The organism is Shewanella sedimentimangrovi (genome assembly GCF_017354965.1).
Taxonomy (GTDB): Bacteria; Pseudomonadota; Gammaproteobacteria; order Enterobacterales; family Shewanellaceae; genus Shewanella; species Shewanella cyperi.
The window spans coordinates 126671-148696 of record NZ_CP071502.1 but is presented as its reverse complement, the minus strand read 5'-3'; the positions used below and the strand labels follow the sequence as shown (position 1 = coordinate 148696).

Annotated in this window: 22 protein-coding genes; 10 read left to right on the top strand and 12 right to left on the bottom strand. The window is 55.4% G+C overall.

Annotated features, from left to right (window positions below):
* The first annotated feature begins 18 nt into the window (after positions 1–18).
* A complete protein-coding gene (gene moeB / locus JYB85_RS00635) occupies positions 19–765 on the top strand; it encodes a molybdopterin-synthase adenylyltransferase MoeB (RefSeq protein ID WP_207321552.1) in 747 nt (248 codons plus the stop codon).
* Here moeB and JYB85_RS00630 read toward each other — a convergent pair whose 3' ends face one another.
* Positions 766–1944 carry an HD-GYP domain-containing protein gene (locus JYB85_RS00630; protein ID WP_207380631.1) on the bottom strand — a complete coding sequence of 393 codons (1179 nt, stop codon included), beginning with the start codon at positions 1942–1944 and terminating at the stop codon, positions 766–768. It lies immediately after the preceding gene.
* A 273-nt stretch (positions 1945–2217) separates the two neighbouring features.
* On the opposite strand from JYB85_RS00630, the gene JYB85_RS00625 reads away from it, so the two are divergent.
* A complete protein-coding gene (locus JYB85_RS00625; RefSeq protein WP_207380630.1) occupies positions 2218–3567 on the top strand; it encodes an isochorismate synthase in 1350 nt (449 codons plus the stop codon).
* A gap of 4 nt (positions 3568–3571) precedes the next feature.
* On the opposite strand, the gene JYB85_RS00620 is transcribed toward JYB85_RS00625, so the two are convergent.
* Complete coding sequence (locus JYB85_RS00620) at positions 3572–4312, bottom strand: ABC transporter substrate-binding protein (protein WP_207380629.1); 741 nt, start codon at positions 4310–4312, stop codon at positions 3572–3574.
* Positions 4313–4500: 188 nt separating this feature from the next.
* Between JYB85_RS00620 and JYB85_RS00615 the strand changes: the two genes are divergently transcribed.
* The 5 genes from JYB85_RS00615 to mutM all read left to right on the top strand — a co-directional run bounded on the left by JYB85_RS00615 (position 4501) and on the right by mutM (position 7886).
* Positions 4501–5160, top strand: coding sequence for a 7-cyano-7-deazaguanine/7-aminomethyl-7-deazaguanine transporter (locus tag JYB85_RS00615; RefSeq protein ID WP_207380628.1), 660 nt, complete (start codon positions 4501–4503; stop codon positions 5158–5160).
* A 67-nt stretch (positions 5161–5227) separates the two neighbouring features.
* Positions 5228–5689 (top strand): GNAT family N-acetyltransferase, encoded by a 462-nt coding sequence (locus JYB85_RS00610; protein ID WP_207380627.1) that lies wholly within the window; start codon positions 5228–5230, stop codon positions 5687–5689.
* Positions 5690–5948: 259 nt separating this feature from the next.
* A complete protein-coding gene (gene mobA, locus JYB85_RS00605) occupies positions 5949–6536 on the top strand; it encodes a molybdenum cofactor guanylyltransferase MobA (protein ID WP_207380626.1) in 588 nt (195 codons plus the stop codon).
* A gap of 74 nt (positions 6537–6610) precedes the next feature.
* On the top strand, positions 6611–7054 hold the full coding sequence (locus JYB85_RS00600) for a hypothetical protein (protein ID WP_207380625.1): 444 nt from the start codon (positions 6611–6613) through the stop codon (positions 7052–7054).
* Between the two features lie 16 nt (positions 7055–7070).
* Complete coding sequence (gene mutM / locus JYB85_RS00595) at positions 7071–7886, top strand: bifunctional DNA-formamidopyrimidine glycosylase/DNA-(apurinic or apyrimidinic site) lyase (RefSeq protein ID WP_207380624.1); 816 nt, start codon at positions 7071–7073, stop codon at positions 7884–7886.
* Between the two features lie 65 nt (positions 7887–7951).
* Here mutM and JYB85_RS00590 read toward each other — a convergent pair whose 3' ends face one another.
* The 9 genes from JYB85_RS00590 to JYB85_RS00550 all read right to left on the bottom strand — a co-directional run bounded on the left by JYB85_RS00590 (position 7952) and on the right by JYB85_RS00550 (position 17674).
* The gene (locus tag JYB85_RS00590; RefSeq protein WP_207380623.1) at positions 7952–9682 is read right to left on the bottom strand and encodes an ArnT family glycosyltransferase; all 1731 of its coding nucleotides are present in this window, start codon (positions 9680–9682) and stop codon (positions 7952–7954) included.
* Positions 9683–9692: 10 nt separating this feature from the next.
* Positions 9693–10331 carry a TVP38/TMEM64 family protein gene (locus JYB85_RS00585; protein ID WP_207381939.1) on the bottom strand — a complete coding sequence of 213 codons (639 nt, stop codon included), beginning with the start codon at positions 10329–10331 and terminating at the stop codon, positions 9693–9695.
* Between the two features lie 34 nt (positions 10332–10365).
* Positions 10366–11091 carry a glycosyltransferase family 2 protein gene (locus tag JYB85_RS00580; RefSeq protein ID WP_207380622.1) on the bottom strand — a complete coding sequence of 242 codons (726 nt, stop codon included), beginning with the start codon at positions 11089–11091 and terminating at the stop codon, positions 10366–10368.
* Between the two features lie 170 nt (positions 11092–11261).
* On the bottom strand, positions 11262–12746 hold the full coding sequence (locus tag JYB85_RS00575) for a capsule assembly Wzi family protein (protein ID WP_207380621.1): 1485 nt from the start codon (positions 12744–12746) through the stop codon (positions 11262–11264).
* 14 nt (positions 12747–12760) lie between these two features.
* Positions 12761–13249, bottom strand: coding sequence for a pantetheine-phosphate adenylyltransferase (coaD, locus tag JYB85_RS00570; RefSeq protein WP_207380620.1), 489 nt, complete (start codon positions 13247–13249; stop codon positions 12761–12763).
* A gap of 133 nt (positions 13250–13382) precedes the next feature.
* Positions 13383–14477, bottom strand: coding sequence for a glycosyltransferase (locus JYB85_RS00565; RefSeq protein ID WP_207380619.1), 1095 nt, complete (start codon positions 14475–14477; stop codon positions 13383–13385).
* Positions 14474–15475, bottom strand: coding sequence for a glycosyltransferase family protein (locus tag JYB85_RS00560; RefSeq protein ID WP_228730172.1), 1002 nt, complete (start codon positions 15473–15475; stop codon positions 14474–14476). The genes JYB85_RS00565 and JYB85_RS00560 overlap by 4 nt, the downstream gene beginning before the upstream one ends.
* 83 nt (positions 15476–15558) lie before the next feature.
* Entirely contained in the window at positions 15559–16626 is a 1068-nt protein-coding gene (locus tag JYB85_RS00555) for a hypothetical protein (protein WP_207380617.1), read from the bottom strand.
* A 1-nt stretch (position 16627) separates the two neighbouring features.
* The gene (locus JYB85_RS00550) at positions 16628–17674 is read right to left on the bottom strand and encodes a glycosyltransferase family 9 protein (RefSeq protein WP_207380616.1); all 1047 of its coding nucleotides are present in this window, start codon (positions 17672–17674) and stop codon (positions 16628–16630) included.
* Positions 17675–17757: 83 nt separating this feature from the next.
* On the opposite strand from JYB85_RS00550, the gene JYB85_RS00545 reads away from it, so the two are divergent.
* Positions 17758–18483, top strand: coding sequence for a 3-deoxy-D-manno-octulosonic acid kinase (locus JYB85_RS00545; RefSeq protein WP_207380615.1), 726 nt, complete (start codon positions 17758–17760; stop codon positions 18481–18483).
* Positions 18484–18544: 61 nt separating this feature from the next.
* On the opposite strand, the gene waaA is transcribed toward JYB85_RS00545, so the two are convergent.
* Entirely contained in the window at positions 18545–19813 is a 1269-nt protein-coding gene (waaA, locus tag JYB85_RS00540; protein ID WP_207380614.1) for a lipid IV(A) 3-deoxy-D-manno-octulosonic acid transferase, read from the bottom strand.
* 147 nt (positions 19814–19960) lie between these two features.
* Between waaA and JYB85_RS00535 the strand changes: the two genes are divergently transcribed.
* A complete protein-coding gene (locus tag JYB85_RS00535; protein WP_207380613.1) occupies positions 19961–20596 on the top strand; it encodes a TetR/AcrR family transcriptional regulator in 636 nt (211 codons plus the stop codon).
* A gap of 224 nt (positions 20597–20820) precedes the next feature.
* On the top strand, positions 20821–22014 hold the full coding sequence (locus JYB85_RS00530) for a glycine C-acetyltransferase (RefSeq protein WP_207380612.1): 1194 nt from the start codon (positions 20821–20823) through the stop codon (positions 22012–22014).
* Positions 22015–22026 lie beyond the last annotated feature (12 nt).

Below are 22026 nucleotides of genomic sequence, written 5' to 3'. Positions count from 1 at the left end.
CCCGCTTCAGGAAAACACATGGACATACTCAGCGACGCCGAACTTATCCGCTATAGCCGGCAAATCTCCATCAAGGCCATGGACATCGATGGCCAGGAAAAGCTCAAACAGGCCAAGGTATTGATCCTGGGCTTGGGGGGCCTAGGCTGCGCCGCCGGACAATACCTGGCAACGGCAGGCATTGGTCAACTGACCCTGGTGGACTTCGACACAGTGGAGTTGTCCAATTTGCAGCGCCAGGTGTTGCACAGCGACGGCGATATTGGCCGGCCCAAGGTGGAATCGGCCCGGGACAGTATGCTCGGGCTCAATCCCGGAATAAGGGTAGAGACTCACCATGGCCTGCTGGACGAAGCGGCCATGGATGCGCTGGTGGCAAAACAGGATCTGGTGCTCGACTGCACCGACAATCTTGAGGTGCGCAAACAGCTCAATCTCTGTTGCTTCCGCCACAGAGTACCTCTGGTATCGGCGGCCGCCATCCGCATGGAAGGCCTGGTGACTGTGTTCGACTACGGCGCTGACACCCCCTGCTACCAGTGTTTCAGCGGCCTGTTCGGCGAGCAGCAACTCAGTTGTGTCGAGTCCGGCATCCTGGCGCCCGTGGTGGGCATGATAGGCTGCCTGCAGGCCACCGAGGCCATCAAGCTGCTGTGCGGCATGGGCCGTCCCCTTGTGGGCCGGGTGCTGCTGATAGATGCCATGACCATGGAATTTCGCGAGATGCGCCTGGCAAAGCAGGCGTCCTGCCCTGTCTGTGGTTGATCAGTAGAAGGGCGCCGGATCCACATCCAGACTGGCGGGGGAAACGCCGCGCTCTATGTGCAGCTCGGATTTCAGCAGGTCCACCAGGGTAACCTCTGTGTAACGCTTATTTCTGATGGAATAGAAACACTTGACCACGGGATGCAAGGCATCCCTGTCCTTGGCCTCCCAGACTATCCCTACCCGACCGTCCGACAACTCCACCAGGGATCCCACCGGATACACCCCGATACAGCGAATAAAGTCGTACACCAGATCTGTGTCCAGATGAAAAGGGGTCAGGCTGAGCAGAATCTTGAAGGCGGCGGCCGGGCTCATAGCCTCCTTGTAGCAGCGGGTGGCGGTCAGGGCATCAAAGATATCCACTATGCAGCTCATGCGTCCATGGAGCGGCAATTCATCACCTTTCAGCCCCCGCGGATAACCGCGGCCATCAAGTTTTTCGTGATGCATCAGGCATACATCCTTGGATACCTGTGACAAGCCCTGGGATTGCTGAATGATCTCCTGGGCATACACCTGATGCAGCTTCATATGCTCAAATTCTTCAGGGGTCAACTTGCCGGGTTTATGCAGCACCCGATTATCGACCTTGATCTTGCCGATATCATGCAACAGGCCACCAATGGCGAGTTGTTTCAGCACATTCCGATCCAGTTTAAGGTGTCGACCGAAGGTCACTAGCAGGAAGGCCACATTGATGGAATGTTCCAGCAGGTAGGCGTCTTTGTCTCTCAACGCCGATACGCACTTGAAGGCATCAGCATCAAGCATGATTGACTCCAACATGGAGTCCGCCAGAGTTTCGAAGGGGGTCACCTCAATGGCCTTGCCACCAAAGGTTTCGGACATCACCTTGCGCACCAGATCCTTGGCTTCGGAAAGGATTTTCTTGGCCTGGGTTTGCTGCAGATTGCGACTGACTTTGGTCCTGGCCACTTTTGGTGCTTCTGCCTTGGGCTTCAAACCGCAACTCTCGTCAGAGCGCTCCATGTCCACCCAGACATGCCGGATACCACTGTGAAGTAACTTGTCTATGGTTTGGCGTTGACGGATTTTCCCGGCACTGGCGATGGCAAGCTTGCCATTATTCTCAACCGCCGACACATACATGCCTATGGCCAATTTATCGACCGGCACTTTTATCAAAGCCTCGTTAGCATTCGCAGCATCTGCCATAACCGCACTCACTTATCGCATTATTGTTCTGACTCCATTCCATTGAAACTTGTCTGTGTCCGGCAGCCCCATTCTATTCACAGTTTAACTGTGCCGCCAAGTACCCTTTTGTAGCCCCCGCATCAGCGATTGCCGTCGCACTTAAGCCATTGCTGATTTAGCGGTTTGCGTTGGCTCACAGCTTTGACAATGGCAGATTGACAGGCCTGACCCCGGTCTTTACCTTGGAAACTCAAACGTTTGATTCAACTCAGCATGGAGTGAAAGCCCATTTTGTCTGCCCAGCCACTGGCCCAAGCCCTGGAGACACTCAAGCAGCTGCTGCTTGAACTGAAGCGGCCTGACACTCACGAGCCTCTGCTGCAGTTGTCCCTTGAGCTGACCCCGGAGCCTCTGTTGCCCTGGCTTGCCAGCCAAGAGCAATATCCGCGCATCTATTGGCAGGGCCGGGAGAAGAAGGAAGAGGCCGCCGCCATAGGCATCTGCGCCGAACGCTTCTTTGACACCCAGGTGTCGGATCATCAGCTGGCAGAAAGCTATCAGCGCCAAAGGGCCCTGAGCTCCAATCCCGATTTGCGATACTACGGCGGCCTGGCCTTTGATCGTCAGGTAGAGCCCTGGCCTGAATTTGGCCGGGCACGCTTCGTCCTGCCCAGGGTTGAACTGAGGCGCAGCGGCAACTCGCTGCGATTGCTGCTGAATCTGGATCTCAGTCGACTGGACAGCGAACGCCAGTCTGCCATAGCTACCCTGGCGGCGCTGCGCCCCACGCATCCGCAGGCCGAGCCCAAGATTAACTTACTCGGCCGCAGCGATATTCCGGGCTACAGCCGCTGGCAGGAGTTGGTGCAACAGGTCACCCATCCGGCGTTTAACCAGGAGACGCCCAAGGTAGTGCTGTCCCGCCAAACCCGCTTACAGCTGAGTGAAAACCTCAATCCCTGGTCGCTGCTGGCCCGCTGGCAACGCAGTTGCCCCAACAGTTTTCAGTTTGGATTCCAGTTCAGTCCTGAGCGGGCTTTTATTTCCTGCTCACCGGAGCGGCTGTACCGCAGACACCAGTCGGAACTCTTTACCGAAGCCCTGGCCGGCACCACCTTGAGGGGACAGGATCCCGAGCAGGATGCCCTGCTGGCAAGGCAGTTGCTGGATGATTGCAAGAACAGCCGCGAAAACCAGCTGGTCAGGCAACACATAGTGGAAAACCTGGGTCCGCTGTGTAATTACGTGGGCGCAGAAGAGTCGCCAACCATTTTCAAGCTGCCCCATATTCAGCATCTGCACCGGGCCATACGGGCCGAGCTCAAGGCCGGGATCAACGATTTCCAACTGCTGCAGGCCCTGCACCCGACACCGGCGGTCGGCGGCCTGCCAAGGGAAAGGGCGCTGCAATTTATCCGCCAGCAGGAAGGTTATAATCGCGGTTGGTATGCCGGTGCCTGTGGTTATTTTAACAAGTTGGAGAGTGAATTCTCGGTCGCCATTCGCAGCGCCCTGGTGGAGCCGGCAAGGATCACCCTGTTTGCCGGTGCCGGTATAGTGGCAGGCTCGGATCCCGCCGCAGAATGGCAGGAACTGGAAAACAAACTGGCCACCGTTATGTCCGTGCTGCGGCCCGAATAAATCCCTATTGCCGGGGATTTTCGCTGTTTCTCTGTCCTTCGACCTGGCGTAACAGCGCTTGCTGCTCGCCGGAATCGATTAACTTATGGTGCACTTCGTCGAATCGGATCCTGAGACTGTTACCAAAATCCGTGTCGGCAAAGCCAAAGTAGACTTCAGCACTGATCACACTGTCCAGGATAACAAAGCGTTGTGGCCGTTCCAGCTTGGAAACCAGGGCCTCCATACTGGGGCGATAATCGAGCACAGCGTCTATATAGCCGTTATTGACCCGGTTCAGCATATCCAACAAGTTGCTGCTTTCCTCGTAATACATGGGCACAGAGACCAGGCGATCATAACCATAGGCGAGATAGGCCTGGACCTTTTTATGCTCCAGACTCCGGGGGCCGGACCAACTGGCCGCCAGATTTGGGGTCATGGCAATATCCACTGTGTCCAGCTCCACCGGCAAACGACAATACTGGCCGTTGTCTATATCGCCCTTGTACACCCCCAGCACTATGTCGGCCTTTTGATGATCGAATAAATACAGGCTGCGGGCGAACGGCACTATCGAATAGGACAGCTGCCACTCAGGTTCCGGAAAAGCGCGTCTGAGCAGCTCAAAGTAATAACCGGTACCATCCTCATTACTGAATCCAATCCACTTGCTACTGACCACCCTGATCTCTACCGGCTCGGCCCTGAGCCAGAAAGACAGCAAGGCGGCCAACGCCAGACCGCATTTGAATATTGCATTCATAAGGGATCTCCTTCCGATTAATACAGTGTAGAAAACTGGCCAGCAATTAACCTGCAAATTCCACTGCATTCCTTGCCAAGGAACCCAACATGGGTATAATCCCGTCCCCTTGCCCCTGGCGGGTAAGGCATTTCCATTCACTTAGCGGGTTCCCTCACCCCGCCGACAAACACTAAAAAGGCCACAATATGTTGATTCTTTCTCAAGCCCAATACCGGCGGGCCTTGGTGCTGCTTGTCAGCTTCCATATGCTGGTGATTAGTGCCAGCAACTATCTGGTACAACTGCCGTTCCAATTGTTTGGCTTACACACCACCTGGGGCGCCTTCAGCTTTCCCTTTGTGTATCTGGCCACGGATCTCACAGTACGCATCTTCGGGCAAGACGCCGCCCGCGCCATCATATTGCGCGCCATGGTGCCAGCCTTGCTGATTTCCTACCTGATCAGCGTGCTGTTCCATGAAGGTATATATCAGGGCAGCGCATCCTTGCTGAGCTTCAATGACTTTGTGTTTCGCATCGCATTCGCCTCCTTTGCCGCCTATCTGTTGGGGCAACTGATGGACATCAAGGTCTTTGCCAAGCTGCGCCAACGTCCCCAATGGTGGCTGGCACCCGCCGCCTCGACCCTGCTAGGCAACCTGATGGATACCTTGGTATTTTTCTCCGTCGCCTTCTACGCATCCAGCGATGCATTTATGGCAGCCCATTGGCCGGAAATTGCCGCCGTGGATTATGGCGTAAAGCTGCTGGTCAGCCTGGGCCTGTTCCTACCGGCCTATGGTCTGTTGTTGCAATTACTGCAGGACAAGATTTTGCCGGCTCAGGATTGCGACGCAAGTCAGTGACCTCAACTGGCCCGACCTGTTATAATGCGCTTCTTTATTCCAGGTCGAGCCGGCAGAGAGAGCAGAGATGTACCAGATCCACATTCAAGCCTTAGAGCAATTGACACCCCAACTGGCGACCCAGGTTGCCGAATTGATGCAACAGATCCCCGAGTTCAACAAACCGGCCACCGCCGATGAATTGCTGACCCGACTGGCGGACAAGCCCTGTTTGCTGCAATGGGCCTTTATCGAAGGCGAACTGGCGGGCTTCAAGTTGGGCTATGCCCTGGATGAGCAGCACTTTTACAGCTGGCTCGGCGGCATCTTGCCCGATTATCGCCGTTTGGGTCTGGCACAGCGACTGCTGGAGTCCCAGGAAGCCTGGGCCAAAGACAAAGGCTACCAACAGGTTTCGGTCAAGACCCTCAATCGACTGGCCCCCATGTTGGGTTTACTGATCCGCAACCGTTACCAAATCACCGCACTCCAGAGTGGTATGCAACTGGGTGACACCAAACTCAGTCTGCAAAAATCCCTGTCGCTGTAAAAACGGCAAATAGTGCTTGCAAATACAATTGAGAATGATTATCGTTAATGTGCGTTCCAAAACTCACCCTCACACCGATTCAGGTGCAAGGTGTTCCTGAGTTTGCATAGCACGACATTGCTCACACACTTTGTGGCCGGGTGGCATTACCCGGCTTTTTTTTTTGCGCTTTTTATATCCCCATCCCCCGACAAGTCTGGCACCGGGCACTCATTGAGGATAAGGTGTGCAGCATTGACAATCCTGTATGAGACTCCCAATGCCAAGGCAAATTGATGCTGTAGTTCTGGCCGGTGGAAAAGCCAGGCGCATGGATGGTGATGACAAGGGACTGGTGCTCCTGGCGGGGCAACCCTTGATAGTTCACACACTCAACCGGCTCAAAAATCAGGTGACGCGGATCCTGATAAATGCCAATCGCAATGGCGATCGCTATGCCGAATTCGGCCATCAGGTCATATCCGATGGCAATCTGGATTTTGCCGGCCCCCTCGCCGGCATTCTCAGCGCCCTGCACCATACCAGTGCCGAGCTATTGCTGGTGGTGCCCTGCGATTGCCCTCAGCTGCCTGAGGACCTGCTGCCCAGGCTCCTGGCGGGGCTTGAACAGGAAAATGCTGAACTGGCCATCGCCTGCGATGCACAGCGCAGTCACCCTGTGGTGATGCTGCTGCGCACCGAGCTGAAACAGGCTATCGCAGATTACCTGTCTACGGGGGAACGCCGGGTTGAGCACTGGTGCCAGTCCCGCAAGCTGGCAAAGGTGTCCTTTGCCGACAAGCCCGGTGCCTTTACCAACCTCAATACCAAGGATGAATTAACTCAGTGGGAACAGACTAATCACTGAACTGGCCCCGGCTGGCACTGTCGCGCTGCCGTGATACACTGGGCTAAATCACCACAACCAATAAGATCTTAGCCATGGCTCTGACCCGCAGGCAGTGGAACAACACCATTATCATCGCCAGTTTATTGATGGTTTCTGTACTGACAGTGCTGGATCGCCGTACCTCCCAGGTTCCCAGTGGCACCAGTCCGTTGTTTGATGCCAAGGTGCCATTGACCGAGTTGCAGCTTGATGGCGTTTGGCTCAGCCGCGGTGATGATGGCTGGCATTGCGATCCCCAGGTAATAAGTTGCAGCGACTGGGCCGATGCCTGGCTGCAATTGGAAGTGTCACCCCTGAGCGAGGCTCCCGCAGAAACCAAACAACCCCGAGAGTTGTTACTGCGCATCGCCAACCAAAGTGAAGGTCAGGTCTGGCTGCTGTTTGCCGATGGTCTGCTCAAGTCCCCCGCCGGCAACTGGTACCTTATCCCCCCCAGCAGGCGAGAGTCCCTTGAACCTGTGCTTTTGACCCATTAATGACCCTGGAAGCCCCATGCCTGAATTACCGGAAGTCGAAGTTACCCGCCAGGGCATAGCCCCCCACCTGCTGGACCAAAAGGTGCGCGCCCTGATAGTCCGCAATGATTCCCTGCGTTGGCCCGTACCGGCGCAGGCACAAAATATCGTCGGCCAAATCATCCAGGGTGTGCGCCGCCGCGCCAAGTATTTACTGATAGATACGGATGCCGGTACCACCATAGTGCATCTGGGCATGTCCGGTAGCCTGAGGATATTGCCGCGCAATACCCCGGTGGAAAAACACGATCATATCGATCTGGAACTGGAAAACGGCCGTATTCTCAGGTTCAACGATCCGCGCCGGTTTGGCGCCTGGCTCTGGTGCGAACTGCCCGAGCAGGCCCATCCCCTGCTCAGTAAGCTGGGCCCCGAGCCCCTGACCGAGGCCTTCAATGCCCCCCAGTTGGCGGCCGCCCTCAAGGGTAAAAAAAAGGCCATTAAGCTGTGCCTGATGGACAACGCCATAGTGGTCGGAGTCGGCAATATTTACGCCAACGAAGCCCTGTTTGCCGCCGGAATACACCCGGAGGCCGAAGCCGGCAAGGTGGATTTGGAGCGCCTGACATTGCTGGTGGCAGAGGTGAAACAAATACTGGCCCAGGCCATTAAGCAGGGTGGTACCACACTCAAGGACTTCACCAACGCCGATGGCAAACCCGGTTACTTCGCCCAAAAGCTGCATGTCTATGGCCGTGGTGGCGAAACCTGCACCGCCTGCGGCAACCTGCTATCTGAAATTCGCCTGGGGCAACGCACCACGGTATTTTGTGGCATTTGCCAACCCCGATGATCCGGGGCAAAGACGACACACAAAAAAGGCTGCCCGTTGGCAGCCTTTTTTATTGTTCATGGCTATCAGTGCATCCAACTACCTGGAGTTGCGGTGAAAAACCTTTGCAATCTGGCGGGCGCCGGGCATTCGCCCTGCATGGCGTCGACACCGAGCAACAACCAGGTTTCCCTGTGTGCCATGCCCATATCGCGGCCCTTACCGAGGTCAAAGCAATTGAGCTGGATACTGGCGGGCGCCAACACAAATCGCTGTTTCCCCTCGGCCAGTCCCTCGTTCAGCCACAGGGCAGCATTGCGTTCCTGCTGCTCGTTGGGCGCCAGATAACTGAAATGGGTGATGCTTACCGGCGAGAACAGGATGAACTGTTCCTTGAAATCGATAAGCCCCAGCTCGGCCTCAGGCCCTATGACCTCGGCGGTGTGCTGCATCAGAGATCTGGGTGTGCGCATATCATCAAGCAGGCTGTAACCCCAGGTGCTGACCAGAGCCCAACCGAGAATCGACACCATCCCCGCCCTGAGCAGCGCCGCCTGACGTCTGGACCAGAGCAATAGCGCCAGCCACGCCAGGCCCAGACTGATAAACATCATGCCTATGCCGGTTAAGTCCTCGGTATAGTCGGCCATGGCCTTGACCAACTTGGGATGGTGCATAAAGGACAGCACCCCGGCCGCCAACACCACAGCTCCCAGGAACCACAGCAGGCCAGACACCAGCTTTTCAAACCAATTACATCTGCCGACTCCGGCAAGGGCCGCTGCCATGGCCAGTGCAGCCATGGGCAGCGCCGGCAGAATATACACATTGCGCTTGCCCGGACTGATGCTGAAGAACAGCACCACCAGCGCCACCCAGCACAGCAAGATAATAATGCGCGGATCGGCCTTGATGGCGGCCACAACCCGCTTCCAGTAGGCAATGACCAACAAGGGCAGCGGAAACCAAAGCCAGGGGATCACGCTGAACACAAAGAAATACCAGGGCTTGATATGGTGCCAGGCGTTGACGTAACGCTCGCCGGTCTGCTTGAACAGAATATTGTTCATGTAGGCCAGATGCTCGGGGGTACCGGCAGCCTTGACGGTCAGCACCATGGGCACCAGCCAGCAGGCAATCACGGCCAACATCACCACTGGCCCGGCGAGGGCGCGCCAGCCCCAGCTGTCACGGTAGAGCTTCTGTTTCCAGGCGTAAAATCCCAACGGCAGCAAGATCAACAGCGGCAAAAAACCCACGCCCTTGGTAATCACGCCCAGTCCCATAAAGGCCCAGCCGATAAAATACCAGCGCCAGCTCGGGCCGGTCATAAAGTGGCGGATAAGGCCATAACAGCCCACGGTTATCCAACACATCACCATGGCATCTATCTGGGCATTCTTGGTCTGCATCAGGAATTGGGGCACCAGCATCAACAGCAGGGCGGCGTTGCGACCGGTGCGCACGTTCCACAGTCTGGCGCCAAGATCAAACACCAGTAATACGGTCACCAAACCACAGAGGGCATTGGGGATCAGAAACGCCAGTTTGAGATTGCCCAGCAGGAAATAGCACAGGGCTATGGCCCACATGAATACCGGCGGCTTGTCCGGGTAAAATTCGCCGCCGCGGGCAGGAAACAGCCACTGGCCACTGGCCACCATTTCACGGGCCACTTCGACAAACCTGGGCTCGTCGGCCGGCCAGGGTGAGCGAAAACCCACCCCCAGCGCCATGACAACCAAGGTCAGTACAAACAAGGCCCAGAATACCCGGCGATAGTCATCACTGTTGAAGTACTTCAGCAGAAAAGCCATGGGAACACCCTTATTCTTCGGAAACCAATTCATCCACCTGACGACTCAGGCGATTGCGGTACAGGTAAGCGCCAATGGCGCTGGAGAGGATAAACAGCCCTATGCTGATGGCAAGCTGATAGTGATCCGACAGACCAATACCCGCACCGGCATAGGCAAAGATCAGCATTTGCGGCAGATAGCCGATAAAGCTGCCGAGCAAAAATCCCCGCGCCGGCACATGGGTGGCTCCGGCAAACAGGTTGGTGAGCACATTGCTGCCCACGGGCAACAGGCGGATCATCAACACCTTGAGCCAGGTACGTTCGGCAATCAAACGCTCGAAGCGCTGCAACCTGTTGCCGAAGCGGCGCTGCAAGCTGCGGCGCACCGTCAATCTGGCACTGTAAAAACACAGGATGCAACCGGCAAAGGCGGCAAAGTTGGAAAACAGCGCTCCCTGCCAACCTCCGAGGGCAAAGCCAAAGACAAAGGCGATCATTTGTCTTGGGCCACCGATGGCGGTAAACAGGGCACCAATGGCAAACAGCAGCGCCAGGGCATAGGCGCCCTGGGCTTTAACAAAATTGGCTACCCAGTTACTGTCGGTCAGGTGTTCAAACCAACCGTCTTGCGCAGCCAGCATCAGCAGGGTCAGTAACAGCACCATGAGTGCCGTCTTGAGCGCCCGCCTCAGCTTGGTGTTAGCGACTGTGGTCAATGCGTTCTATCTCGGCGATCTTGGCGCGGCGGTTTAACCACATCACCCCGAACATATCCACTATCCCGACCCAAATGCGGTTCCAGGCGGTGTACTTGGATACCCCGGCCTGCCTGTCTCTATGATTCACCACAGCAATGCGGATCTCACCTCCCATGCGCCTCACCAGCGCCGGAATGTACCTGTGCATATGATTGAAGTAGGGCAAGCGCAGGAAGGTCGCCCGGGGAAACAGCTTGAGACCGCAACCCGTGTCGGGTACACCATCGTTGAGCAGGGCGTCCCTGACCTTATTGGCAAAGCGTGACTGGAAACGCTTCCAGGCCGTGTCTTTACGGTTCTTGCGGTAGCCTGCGATGCAGAAATGGGGTTGCTTGATGCCGGAGATCAGGGCGTACATGGCCGGGATATCGGCGGGATCATTCTGACCATCGGCATCCAGGGTCACTATATAGTCGCCCTTGGCTTGCAGCACGCCGGTGCAAATGGCCGTGCTTTGGCCCGTGCTGTGACGGTGACGGATAACCCGCGCATCACAATCCTGGGCCTTGGCGGTGCGTAATACTTCACCGGCGGTGTCATCGCTGCTGCCGTCATCGACCACCAGCACTTCAAAATCACTGAGTCCCTTCAGCGCCAGACAGATTTCTTCGATGAGGGGACCAATGTTACCCACCTCATCTTTTGCGGGTATGACTACTGAAATCAAAAGTACTCTCCAAACGCTTGAATGGAATAAATATTATCCAAAAGCAGGGAAAAAGGCACAGAGCCGGAAAATTTAAGGGAACATCATCCCCAATCCGGCCTTGATGTGCAAACATTCTAACCTAAAACGACAGCCACCAGATGACAGCCGCTCACACTAAAATCAGGTTCTTAAAAACGGTATTCGTAGGCACCAAACACACCGGCATTGGTTTCCGAGTCGCTGACGAATTCAGAACGACCGGCGCTGCCCCCGAGGGTCAGCATGCCCTTGAACGCCGGCTGGCGGTATGACAACTCCAGCATCAACAGCTCTTCCTTGGTCGGTTTGGGGCTCCAATCGCCACCGCGGTTGCTACCGTCCTCATTGAGTTTGGCATAGCGCAGCAGGGCGTTGACCCCCTTGCTGTCGCCGTACTGGCCGATAAATCCCAGTACCAACACCTTGGCATCCGAGTCATAGGTCGACCCCAATGAACGCTTCTGATAACGGGAGCCACTCAGGTAGGTGCTATGTTCATAAAAGCAGTTGAAACTGTTTTGATTTTCACCGCACGCCACCTGGGTGTTGGAATATTCAAGAAAGACCTTGAACTGCTCACCGGCACCGCCGAAACGGCTATCCACACCCACCAAGTTGGCACAGTCCGCCAACTGCCATGGCATTTTACCGCTGGAATCCTCACAAGTGCGCTCCAGGTAAAGGCCCACGGGGACATTGAACCAGGTATCTGCGTAGCGCAGATCAAAACCGGCCATCTGGTTGCCTATCTTGGTATTCTGGCTGGGATCGCAATTGTCACTGCCATCCACGCACTCTGTACCACCGGATATGGCCTTGAAGAAGGTGTTCATACCACAAGGCTGGCCTTCGCCGCACAATTGGGTGGTCCAGGAGGTGCCAATCTCCAATTGTTTGAAGGGGCGCAAAGTGCCACGGAACTGCCATAACAAGGCATCTTCCACCGCCCTGTCATCGTTCATCCAGGCCACACCTGTAGTGAGAGTCCAGGGACCAATCCAAGATAGCCATGGGGTTTCAAAGGCCGCGGCATTATTGCGACTGAGAGTCAGGGCCGGCATGGGCCTGGCGTTATTGGACCTGTGCAATGCGGTATCAAAGCCCGGGCCCCACCACTGTTCCAGCGCTCCGGCGGTCAACACCCAGTTGCCGGCAATCATTGCCAGGTAGCTGCCATCGGCGCGCAAGGTCTCGTCATCCTGAGGATCCAGAGTTGCGGTCGCCGCCAATTTAAACGCAAAACGACTGCCCAGATATTCATGGGACAGGCCAAGCTCACCCTTTTCGCGGTAATCGCTGCCAAAGTGCTGGAATCTGGCCGCATCATCCGTAGCGCTCAGGCGCAGCCGACTGGCGCCTCTATTGGCTAGGACTTGCTGATAATAAAAGTTAACTCTGGCATAAGCCTGGGCTTGTGCCTCTGTCATCAAGGAAGGTTCCGCCTTGCCAAGATCGACGCCTATGCCCGACCACATCAAGGGGTATGTGTTCACTGGTACTGTAATAATGCCCGCATCGGCCAAGGTCTGGATGTCGGTCCTTAAGTAAAGATCCGCGGTATCTACCCAGGGCGCAGCGGTAACAGAGGCAGCCAATATGGCCAAGCTCAGGCCGGAAAGAGTCAAAGCTTTCATAAAATCCTTTTCAATCACTTATTTTTTGACGGCGGGGCCAATAGTGCCTCTGCCACTGCGGGATGGACAAATTGGCTGACGTCTCCGCCATGGAGCGCCACCTCTTTGACCAGAGTGGAGGAAATAAAGGAGTTTTCTTCGGCCGGGGTCAGGAACACACTTTCCAGTTCCGGACTGAGGCGTCGGTTCATGTTGGCCAGCTGGAATTCGTACTCAAAATCGGACACGGCACGCAGGCCACGCACCAGTACGCTGGCCTGCTGCTCCTTGGCAAAATCCACCAGCAATCCCTTGAAACCCACCACTTCGACGTTATCCAGATGTGCAGTGACCAATTTAAGCAGCTCAACCCGCTTCTCCAAAGAAAAACGTGGCTGCTTGGACGGGCTGGCGGCTACACCTATGATCACATGCCGGAACAGATTGGCCGCACGCTCAATTAAATCTGTGTGACCGTTGGTCACCGGGTCAAATGTTCCCGGGTATATGGCTCTGGTATGCACCTGAAACTCCATCCTTTAAAGGCGAAAGAATTGCCAATATTACTCCCTCTTGGGATAGTTGTGAATGAAAATGCCGGGCACACGACCCGGCAACAAAATTACAACATACTGTTTTATTTCTGTAATTTGTGGACTATTTGGCCAATGCCAAATACTGCTGCGCCACGTGTTCGGCACCAACGGCGTCCAGGATCGGCAGTTGTTCCAAAGATACGCCCTGAGTGAGCACCCGATCCATGGCCGCGGCCAGCGCCTGGGGATCTCTTCTTGGAACCAAGCAGTGAGCCAATGCGTCACCGAGGATTTCATCCGGACCATGGGGACAATCGGTACTGACCACAGGAGTGTTCAGCGCCAACGCCTCAAGCAACACGTTCCCAAAACCTTCATAGTCTGAACTCAATACCAGCAATTTCGCGTTTTTTATCCAGGGGAATGGGTTTTGCTGAAAGCCGGGAATAATGACCCTCTGTTCCAGTCCCAGCTTCTTTACCGCCTTCAATGCTTTTTTGCGATTACTGCATAACAGCACCAAAGGCACTTGATGCTGCATCACCTTCAACGCAGCAAACAACACATCGTGGCGCTTCTGCCTGGCAAAACGTCCTACGTGAATAATGTAATCGCCTTCCGGCATATCTGCTGGTCTTTGCTCAGCCAAGGTCCGGATAGTGTCAAGCTCAAATGGGTTATAGATAGTTGTCACGGATGCCGGCTTGATGCGTTTTGAATGCCTGAGCTCATTTGCCAAGCCTTCAGAAACGGCTATCAGATGCTGACCATCAAGAGCCTGCTGAGCGCGCCACATTTCAAACCAGGCAAGGGGGCCAAGTTTGCGCTGACGTTTCAACTCCTCTTCCATGGCATTGTGCACCACGCAATATAATGGAGCGACACCCACACGGGTCATCATCAGGTTAGTCTGGTGTAAATTGGACAGGAAAAGATCGAATTTACCGTACTCGGCTTCCAACCCGGCAATCCATTGTTTCACACGTTTGACCGAGTTTGATAAACGCCAGAAGCCGTCGATATTGCGCTCTTCGGCACCGAAGCAATAATGTACCTTGAGCTCGGGAGCAACTTCGTGCTGACAAATATTTTGCAGCACCAGCAAATGCGGCTCGTGCCCCATAGCTGTCAGCGAAGACGCCAGGGTCATTACAACTTTTTCTGCACCACCACCAGCCAACGAATTAATGGCAATGGCGATTCTCTTGCCGCTCATAGTCTGTCCTCGATCAGAGTTATCATGTGTTTCATTGCCAGATGCAGACCGTTCTCCTGTGTCTGTTGCATCAACTTGTGCCTCAATACCCGCTGTCGTTCTTCCGTTACAAAATTGTGCGCCGCAGCCACCAAGGTGGGCAAGGAGGCGCTAAGAACCAGGCCTTGCTCGACACAGCGGCGAATGCGCGCCGGTTGATCCTTGGACACAGGCACTGCCAGGGTCGGCTTGCCAAGGGCAATCGCCTGCAAAAGTGTGTCACCACCACCGAGTACTGCCGCGGTCGCCGCATCCAGGACATTGACAAAATCCATCGGAGTCATGGAACGCAGGCAATGCACCCCCTCAACATCCGGGGTCTCACCCGGATAATTTGGTCCCAACACCAGTAAGCAAGGCATAGCCGTTTTTTGGTTTGCCTCTTTGGCTGCATCCAAAAATCTGTCCGTCGCCAGTCCCTGATTCCACTTATGGCCACCGGAACCAGCACTGAACAAAAGGAAGTTACCCCGTTCCAATCCCAGTTCTGCCAAAAGGCGCTCTTGCCTATCCGGAGTCGGTGGAAAAAATACCGCTCCGATATTCTTGGGCCTTGGCAATTTGAACCAAGCGCATTTCAAACGCTCAAGCCATCCCAGCGGGCCTATGATAAATTCGGGTTGCGCCACCAAATGCAAATCGGTCACTTTGGCACGTCCAATTCTTAATCCCCGTCGCCGCTTACGCTTATGCTGGCTGATAAACACCACAGCTGCACCAACCTCTTGGGCACACTCAAGCTGCTTTTTTCTGCCTGAAGCATCAAACACCACCAGGTCCGGCACCATATTTTCAATGGCATCATTGACTGCGGCGGTGGCACGCGTGGGACTGCTGTCAAGCAAGGTCACAGGAAAGGGACACTCTGCGGTATAGGGCGCGTGACGATTCAACAAAAACTCAATACGCGCCCGAGGAAAGCGATCTGCCAAGGCCTGAGCCAGGATAAGGGAACGCATGTATTCTCCCATGCCCTCGGGTGAGGACACAGGGATAAACATTAACTTCAAATCCTTATTCAAATCCTGTCCCTGTTTAGTTTTCATTGGTTGGCGCGCTCAGCCAGTAACTCGGCGATATCGGCCAGAGCCTGTTGCAATCCATTTCCCTGTGACTGACTGGCTAATGCTTGGCTTAATTGCTGCAACACCTGTGGCTGTATGAACGCCCTGGCCGATTCAACCAAGGTCTCCGAAGCAGCAACCTTGATGAGTCCCTCCGCCTCACAGGCCTGTAACCGGGCCGGTTGATCTTTGGCAACAGGCACACCCAAGACAGGCACACCCAGAGCAATGGCCTGCAGCACCGTACCACCACCACTGAGAATGGCGGCCTTCGCCCCCGACAACAGGCTGATAAAATCCTCGTTATTTAGTGACTTAATAGCGACAACGTCGTCGTTTTCGACAGGTTGCTTTGGATAATTATCACCGTAGATCATAACGGTTCTAATGCCCAGTTCCCGGGCCAGAGCAGCGGCAGCATCGGCAAAAATATCGGCCGCAAGCCCCACTCCCAACTTGTGCCCACCGGAGCCGGCGTTTACCAGCAAATACTGGCCATGTTGCAGCTGCCACTTAGCTTGCAAAGTCTCTCGCCGCGCTTCATCCGGTGGCATAAACACCATACCCAGATGCCGGGGAGACACAAGTCCCAACAGCTTCAATTTGAACCTTTCCCAACGACTCAGGGGCTCTATGGCAAAGGATGGTTGGGCAACCCAATGCCTGTCCGTGTGCCTGGCACGGCTCCACTTCATGCCCCTTGCTCTTTTGCGCTTATGCTGACTGATAAAAACCACGGCCGCACCATTCCGCTTGGCACAGGCGAGTTGGCTGCGGCGCCCGGAGGCATCAAAGATCACTATGTTCGGTTTGAGTTCAGCCATCAACCGATTGACCGCAGCCACTTCCTTGGTGGGTGACCGGGCAACCTGATGAGTTTTAAAGGGACAAGTATTGGCATAGGGAGCTTCGCGGCTGAGGATAAAGTGGATATCCGCTTCCGGCCAGCGGCGCTTAACCCCCTCGGCGATAATCATGGAACGCATGTATTCCCCTATGCCTTCGGCCGAAGACACTGGAATAAACAGCAGTTTGGGACGTCTCATCTCATAGCTCCCTGGCGCTTAAGAGCTTATCAATCATCCGGCAAACCGTAGCCACATCTATCATAGCCATCAAATGCTCTCCCTTGGCTCGGGTGCCCCAGGGCATTTGCCTGTCGGGATACTGCTCCGCCATGGCTTGGTCATACACGCTGACCACATAGTCGCGGCAGGTGTAGGGGCCGGTACGGCCTGGGTTAGAGTGGGCATACAAACCTATCACGGGTGTGCCTTGGGTCACCGCCATGTGTGCCGGGCCGGTATCCGGCGCCAGCACCAGGCTGGCTCGGCGTAATATCGCTAGAAGGTGAACCAAAGAGGTCTTTCCAACAAGATTGGTTATCTCAGCTTTACAATTTTGCTGAATATCAGCGGCGAGCCGCTTTTCCATGGCGCTGGGACCGCCGCAGAGCAACACCCTGAATCCCTTGGATACCGCATAGTCTGCCACGGCGGCGTAACGCTCCGGCAACCAGTTGCGTTCGGCCTTGCTGGCAGCAGCGCAGATTGCCAGCACCCGCTCGCCCGGTGCAATCAACCTGGCGGCAAATTCTTCATCAGCCTGGGGAATAGGTATGTTCCAACTCGGAGTCAAATCGGTGACCCCGAGCTTGGCAGCGAATCCCATAAAGCCGTCCAACACGTGAGGTTGGTATTGGGGCGCTATGCTGTCATTGGTTACCAACCACTGACCTTCCTTGGCGCGGGCCCGGTCAAAACCGATACGCACCTTGGCGGAGATCATCATGGAAGCTATTGTGGCCCGCAGTGCCACCTGCATGTGAAGCAGCACATCGAATTTTCGGCCCTTCAAGGCCCGCAGCAATTCCCCGTAGGACTTCCAACCTTTGGACTTGTCGAAGATCACAAATTCGATGCCAGGCAGGTGTTTCAGCAACTGATACTCCACCTTGCCTATCACCCAGGTAATGGCGATGGCGGGATGACGTCTCTGTATGGCCTGCACCATGGCCACGGCGTGGCAGACATCACCTATGGCTGACAAACGCAGCAGGCACAGGGTTTGGATCTGATCTGGATTGAGGCTCATGGGCTTCCGGGACGCTGGGGTACAAAGCGGCGATCTTAATGTAGAATGGCGCCAGGTTCCACGCTTCGGATTAGATTTACCCCATGAGACTCAGGAAAAGTTCCGCAACAACACTGGCCCTGGCCGCAGCTGCGCCCGAATCCTTGACCGGTGAATGGTTCCATTCCGAGTACTGGCAAGCACAGGACAGGATCAGCGGCAGCTCCTTTGGTCGCTATACCACCTGGTTTTTCAGGCCGCCGCAAAGCCAAAGCGACTGGGTGCTGCGCCATTATTGGCGTGGCGGCCTGATGGAAAAGTTCAGTAAGGATGCGTACTTCTACACCGGATTGGAGCGTACACGCGCCCTGGCGGAACTGAGACTGTTGGAACAGCTCTACAGCGAAGGTCTGCCGGTACCCAAGCCCATTGCGGCGAGGATTATCAGAAAAGGTCTGTGGTACAGCGCCGATATTTTAATAGAACGCATCGAAGACTGTGTCGATCTGGTGGCCTTCCTCGAACAACATCCCATGACAGCTGAACAGTGGTGTCAGTTGGGTAGCACCCTGGCCCGCTTCCATCGCCGCGGCGTTTATCATGCCGATCTCAACGCCAAGAATATCCTGATAGGAAACGGCGAGTTCTATCTGATTGATTTTGATCGGGGTGAACTCAGAACGCCGGCAAGTCAGTGGCAGCAGAGCAACTTAGACAGGCTGCTGCGCTCCTTCAACAAGGAGAAAGGCAAACAAGCTGGGTTACATTTCAGCCCTGAGAATTGGCAACAGCTGTTGGCAGGCTATCAGGCGGGCATGGGCCAAGGCTGAGCCGGTCACCCTGGCGCTTAACTCGCTCTTGGCTAACTTAGCTCTTGGCTCAGGGCTGACTTCACTCTTGGCTCAACCAGGCCAATTGCCTCTCCTGTGCCCCCCGATTCTGCTCGACTACGGCCAAGCCCGCTGCGCCGGCTGTGGCTCGCGCCGGCTCATCGGTGAACCAAAGCGATAATAAATCACCCAGAGCTTCCCCATCTTGCACCAAGGTCAGATTTCCTGCCAGTTGCAGTAAGCGGCTGATTTCGGTGAAATCCCAATGATTGGGCCCAAGTGCGACCGGTAAGCCCATGGCCGCGGGTTCCAGCGGGTTGTGACCGCCACTGTGTATCAGGGTTCCGCCGACAAAGGCAGCCCCCTTATAAATTGAGGCGACACCATACCAGGTCAGCAGCTCACCCATGGTATCTCCAAGCAATACCTGTACTCCGGGGATCGGTGCTTCTTTGGCGCTGCGTCTGGCCAGACTCAATCCCGTATCGCTAATGGCCTGGGCTGCCGCAACGAATTGCTCCGGATGGCGGGGGACAAATATCAGCAAGGCTTGCGGAAACCGGGTCAACAGGGCCTTATGGGCGGCCAATACCGCAGCAAACTCCCCCGGATGGACACTGCCGGCAACCCAGACAGGATCAGTTTCCCTGCCCCACTGCTGTCGCAGTTGTCTGGCCTGTTCTCGGCGGCTCTCGTCTATCTGCAGATCAAATTTGAGGCTGCCGCAAACCGCAATACGCTGCGCTGCTACCCCAAGGGCCTGAAAGCGCTCGGCTTCAATCTGGGTTTGCACCGCGATGCGGTCAATGCTCGCCAACATGGGGCCGGTCAGCCTGTGCCACTTGTGATAGCTGGTCGCCGACTTGGCCGACAACCTGGCATTGGCCAGCTGAACTTTCATGCCCCTGGCCTTGGCCAAATGAATGAGGTTTGGCCACAGCTCGGTTTCCATGATGATAAGCTCGCTGGCATTCAGGGCCCTGAGAAAGCGAGCCACGCACCAGGGTAAATCAAAGGGCAGATAACAATGCTGCACCTGAGCGCCCAGGGCCTTAACCACTTCGGCCGACCCCGTGGGGCTGGTGGTGGTTACGGTAATTCTGATACCCGGTTGTTTTGCCAGGATGGCACGGATCAAGGGCAGGGCCGCCAGGGTTTCGCCCATGGAGACCGAGTGAATTAACAGATCACAGGGCTGCAGAGTGGCCAGGCCGAAACGCTCGGCCCAGCGGCCCCGATAGTCGGCACTGCGACTGGCTCTCAGAGCCAGGTACAGAAGTAACAAGGGCGATAGCAGGTACAAGAGCAGCGAATAGAGCAAACGATTCATAAGATCCGGCGCTTAAATGAGTTTTGCCTGATGAATTGGGGCAATGCTAACATAATCCGGCTGCCGAACTAAGCCTGTCATCAGGTCTGTCATCGGCGGCCAGTGACTCGCCGGAACGCGGATTGCCCATATAACAACAGGACCTACATGAAAACCCGTGACAAGATAATCCATGCCAGCCTGGAACTGTTCAACGAGCATGGCGAACGCAACATCACCACCAATCATATCGCCGCCCACATGGATATCAGTCCCGGCAACCTTTATTACCATTTCCGTAATAAAGAAGACATCATCCGCAGCATCTTCGACATGTACGAAAGCCACCTGGGCTCGGGCTTCAAACCCTATGAAGGTGAGCAGATCACCCTGGAACTGCTGATGGGCTATTTCGATGCCATCTTCTATACCATGTGGCAGTTCCGTTTTATGTACGCCAACCTGGCGGATATTCTCAGCCGAGACGAACAGCTCAAACAGCGCTATCTCAAGGCCCAGCAACAGGTATTGCAGCACTCCAGCCATATTCTCAGGCAGCTGAACCAAGAGGGCTTCCTGGCCATCGAGCCCGGCAAGGAAGTAGAGCTGGCCGATACCATTAAGATGCTGGTCAGTTTCTGGATAAGTTACAAGCTGACCCAATCCAGCATTGCCAGTATCAATAAAGCCTCCCTGTACGAGGGCCTGTTACGGGTGCTGATGATCTTCCGCGCTTATTCAACCCCACAGTCCCGCTCCACCTTTGACCGGCTGGAGCAACACTATCTGGCCCAAGCCAACTGATGTAGACCGCGGGTGACATTTAGTGCCGCCCGCGACTACAATCAAATGGATCCGAGGCGGTCAATCGCAGGCCAAGGATTAGATTTTTTAATGCGAAACCCCTGCCAGCCCTAAACTAATTTATCCGGCCTACACGCTGCTAAAAAAAGCTGCCGGGCGATTTGGTTTAAGGGTAGAATGCCGCCACTCCAAGAAACAGAATAAAGTTAACTAAGGAGAGACAAGTGGCATCACCCTCATTCTACGAGCAGATTAATCAGCAACTCGCCGAAGTTAAGGCCGAAGGCCTGTATAAAAGCGAGCGCGTCATAGTTTCGCCCCAGCAAACGGCCATCAAGGTAAATAACGCCGAAGTGATCAACTTCTGCGCCAATAACTACCTGGGTCTCGCCAACCACCCGGAACTGATCAAGGCTGCCCAGCAGGGCCTGGCCGATCATGGTTTCGGTATGGCCTCAGTGCGCTTTATCTGTGGCACCCAGGACATACACAAACAGCTGGAAGCCAGCCTGTCCGAATTCCTGGGCATGGAAGACACCATACTCTATTCCTCCTGCTTCGACGCCAACGCAGGCCTGTTCGAAACCCTGCTGGGTGCCGAAGACGCCATAGTGTCGGACGCCCTCAACCACGCCTCCATCATTGACGGCGTGCGTTTGTGTAAGGCCAAGCGTTTCCGCTACGCCAACAACGACATGGCCGATTTGGAAACCCAACTGATCGCCGCCCGCGATGCCGGTTGTCGTCATATTCTGATCGCCACCGACGGCGTATTCTCCATGGACGGCGTGATTGCCAACCTCAAAGGTGTTTGCGATCTGGCCGACAAGTACGGCGCCCTGGTGATGGTGGATGACTCCCATGCCGTTGGTTTCATCGGCCACAATGGTCGCGGTACCCACGAGTACTGTGACGTGATGGGCCGGGTCGACATCATCACAGGCACCTTGGGCAAGGCCCTGGGTGGCGCTTCCGGCGGTTTCACCGCGGCTAAGAAAGAAGTGATCGACTGGCTGCGTCAGCGTTCACGCCCTTATTTGTTCTCCAACTCCCTGGCCCCCTCCATTGTGTCCGCCTCTATACGGGTGCTGGAAATGCTCAAGGACGGTCAGGAGCTGCGTGAATCCGTATGGGAAAACAGCCGTTACTTCCGTGAAAAAATGTCAGCCGCGGGTTTCACCCTGGCCGGCGCCGATCACGCCATCATCCCCGTGATGCTGGGTGACGCCAAACTGGCTGCCGACTTCTCCAATCGCCTGCTGGCAGAAAATATCTATGTGATCGGCTTCTCCTTCCCAGTGGTTCCCAAGGGACAGGCGCGGATCCGTACCCAAATGTCCGCCGCCCACACCAAGGCGCAGCTGGACAAGGCCATCGAGGCCTTTACCCGTATCGGCAAGGAGATGGGCATCATCTGATGCCCTTTCCGG

Excerpts from the sequence above, each read along its gene's own strand:
- JYB85_RS00620 (WP_207380629.1), bottom strand. The coding sequence starts at position 4,312 with ATGAATGCAATATTCAAATGCGGTCTGGCGTTGGCCGCCTTGCTGTCT.
- JYB85_RS00535 (WP_207380613.1), top strand. The coding sequence starts at position 19,961 with ATGAAAACCCGTGACAAGATAATCCATGCCAGCCTGGAACTGTTCAAC.
- JYB85_RS00575 (WP_207380621.1), bottom strand. The coding sequence starts at position 12,746 with ATGAAAGCTTTGACTCTTTCCGGCCTGAGCTTGGCCATATTGGCTGCC.
- moeB (WP_207321552.1), top strand. The coding sequence starts at position 19 with ATGGACATACTCAGCGACGCCGAACTTATCCGCTATAGCCGGCAAATC.
- mobA (WP_207380626.1), top strand. The coding sequence starts at position 5,949 with ATGCCAAGGCAAATTGATGCTGTAGTTCTGGCCGGTGGAAAAGCCAGG.
- JYB85_RS00610 (WP_207380627.1), top strand. The coding sequence starts at position 5,228 with ATGTACCAGATCCACATTCAAGCCTTAGAGCAATTGACACCCCAACTG.
- JYB85_RS00600 (WP_207380625.1), top strand. The coding sequence starts at position 6,611 with ATGGCTCTGACCCGCAGGCAGTGGAACAACACCATTATCATCGCCAGT.
- JYB85_RS00560 (WP_228730172.1), bottom strand. The coding sequence starts at position 15,475 with ATGCGTTCCCTTATCCTGGCTCAGGCCTTGGCAGATCGCTTTCCTCGG.
- JYB85_RS00550 (WP_207380616.1), bottom strand. The coding sequence starts at position 17,674 with ATGAGCCTCAATCCAGATCAGATCCAAACCCTGTGCCTGCTGCGTTTG.
- JYB85_RS00555 (WP_207380617.1), bottom strand. The coding sequence starts at position 16,626 with ATGAGACGTCCCAAACTGCTGTTTATTCCAGTGTCTTCGGCCGAAGGC.
- JYB85_RS00565 (WP_207380619.1), bottom strand. The coding sequence starts at position 14,477 with ATGAGCGGCAAGAGAATCGCCATTGCCATTAATTCGTTGGCTGGTGGT.
- JYB85_RS00630 (WP_207380631.1), bottom strand. The coding sequence starts at position 1,944 with ATGGCAGATGCTGCGAATGCTAACGAGGCTTTGATAAAAGTGCCGGTC.
- mutM (WP_207380624.1), top strand. The coding sequence starts at position 7,071 with ATGCCTGAATTACCGGAAGTCGAAGTTACCCGCCAGGGCATAGCCCCC.
- JYB85_RS00615 (WP_207380628.1), top strand. The coding sequence starts at position 4,501 with ATGTTGATTCTTTCTCAAGCCCAATACCGGCGGGCCTTGGTGCTGCTT.
- waaA (WP_207380614.1), bottom strand. The coding sequence starts at position 19,813 with ATGAATCGTTTGCTCTATTCGCTGCTCTTGTACCTGCTATCGCCCTTG.
- JYB85_RS00585 (WP_207381939.1), bottom strand. The coding sequence starts at position 10,331 with ATGGTGCTGTTACTGACCCTGCTGATGCTGGCTGCGCAAGACGGTTGG.
- JYB85_RS00590 (WP_207380623.1), bottom strand. The coding sequence starts at position 9,682 with ATGGCTTTTCTGCTGAAGTACTTCAACAGTGATGACTATCGCCGGGTA.
- JYB85_RS00545 (WP_207380615.1), top strand. The coding sequence starts at position 17,758 with ATGAGACTCAGGAAAAGTTCCGCAACAACACTGGCCCTGGCCGCAGCT.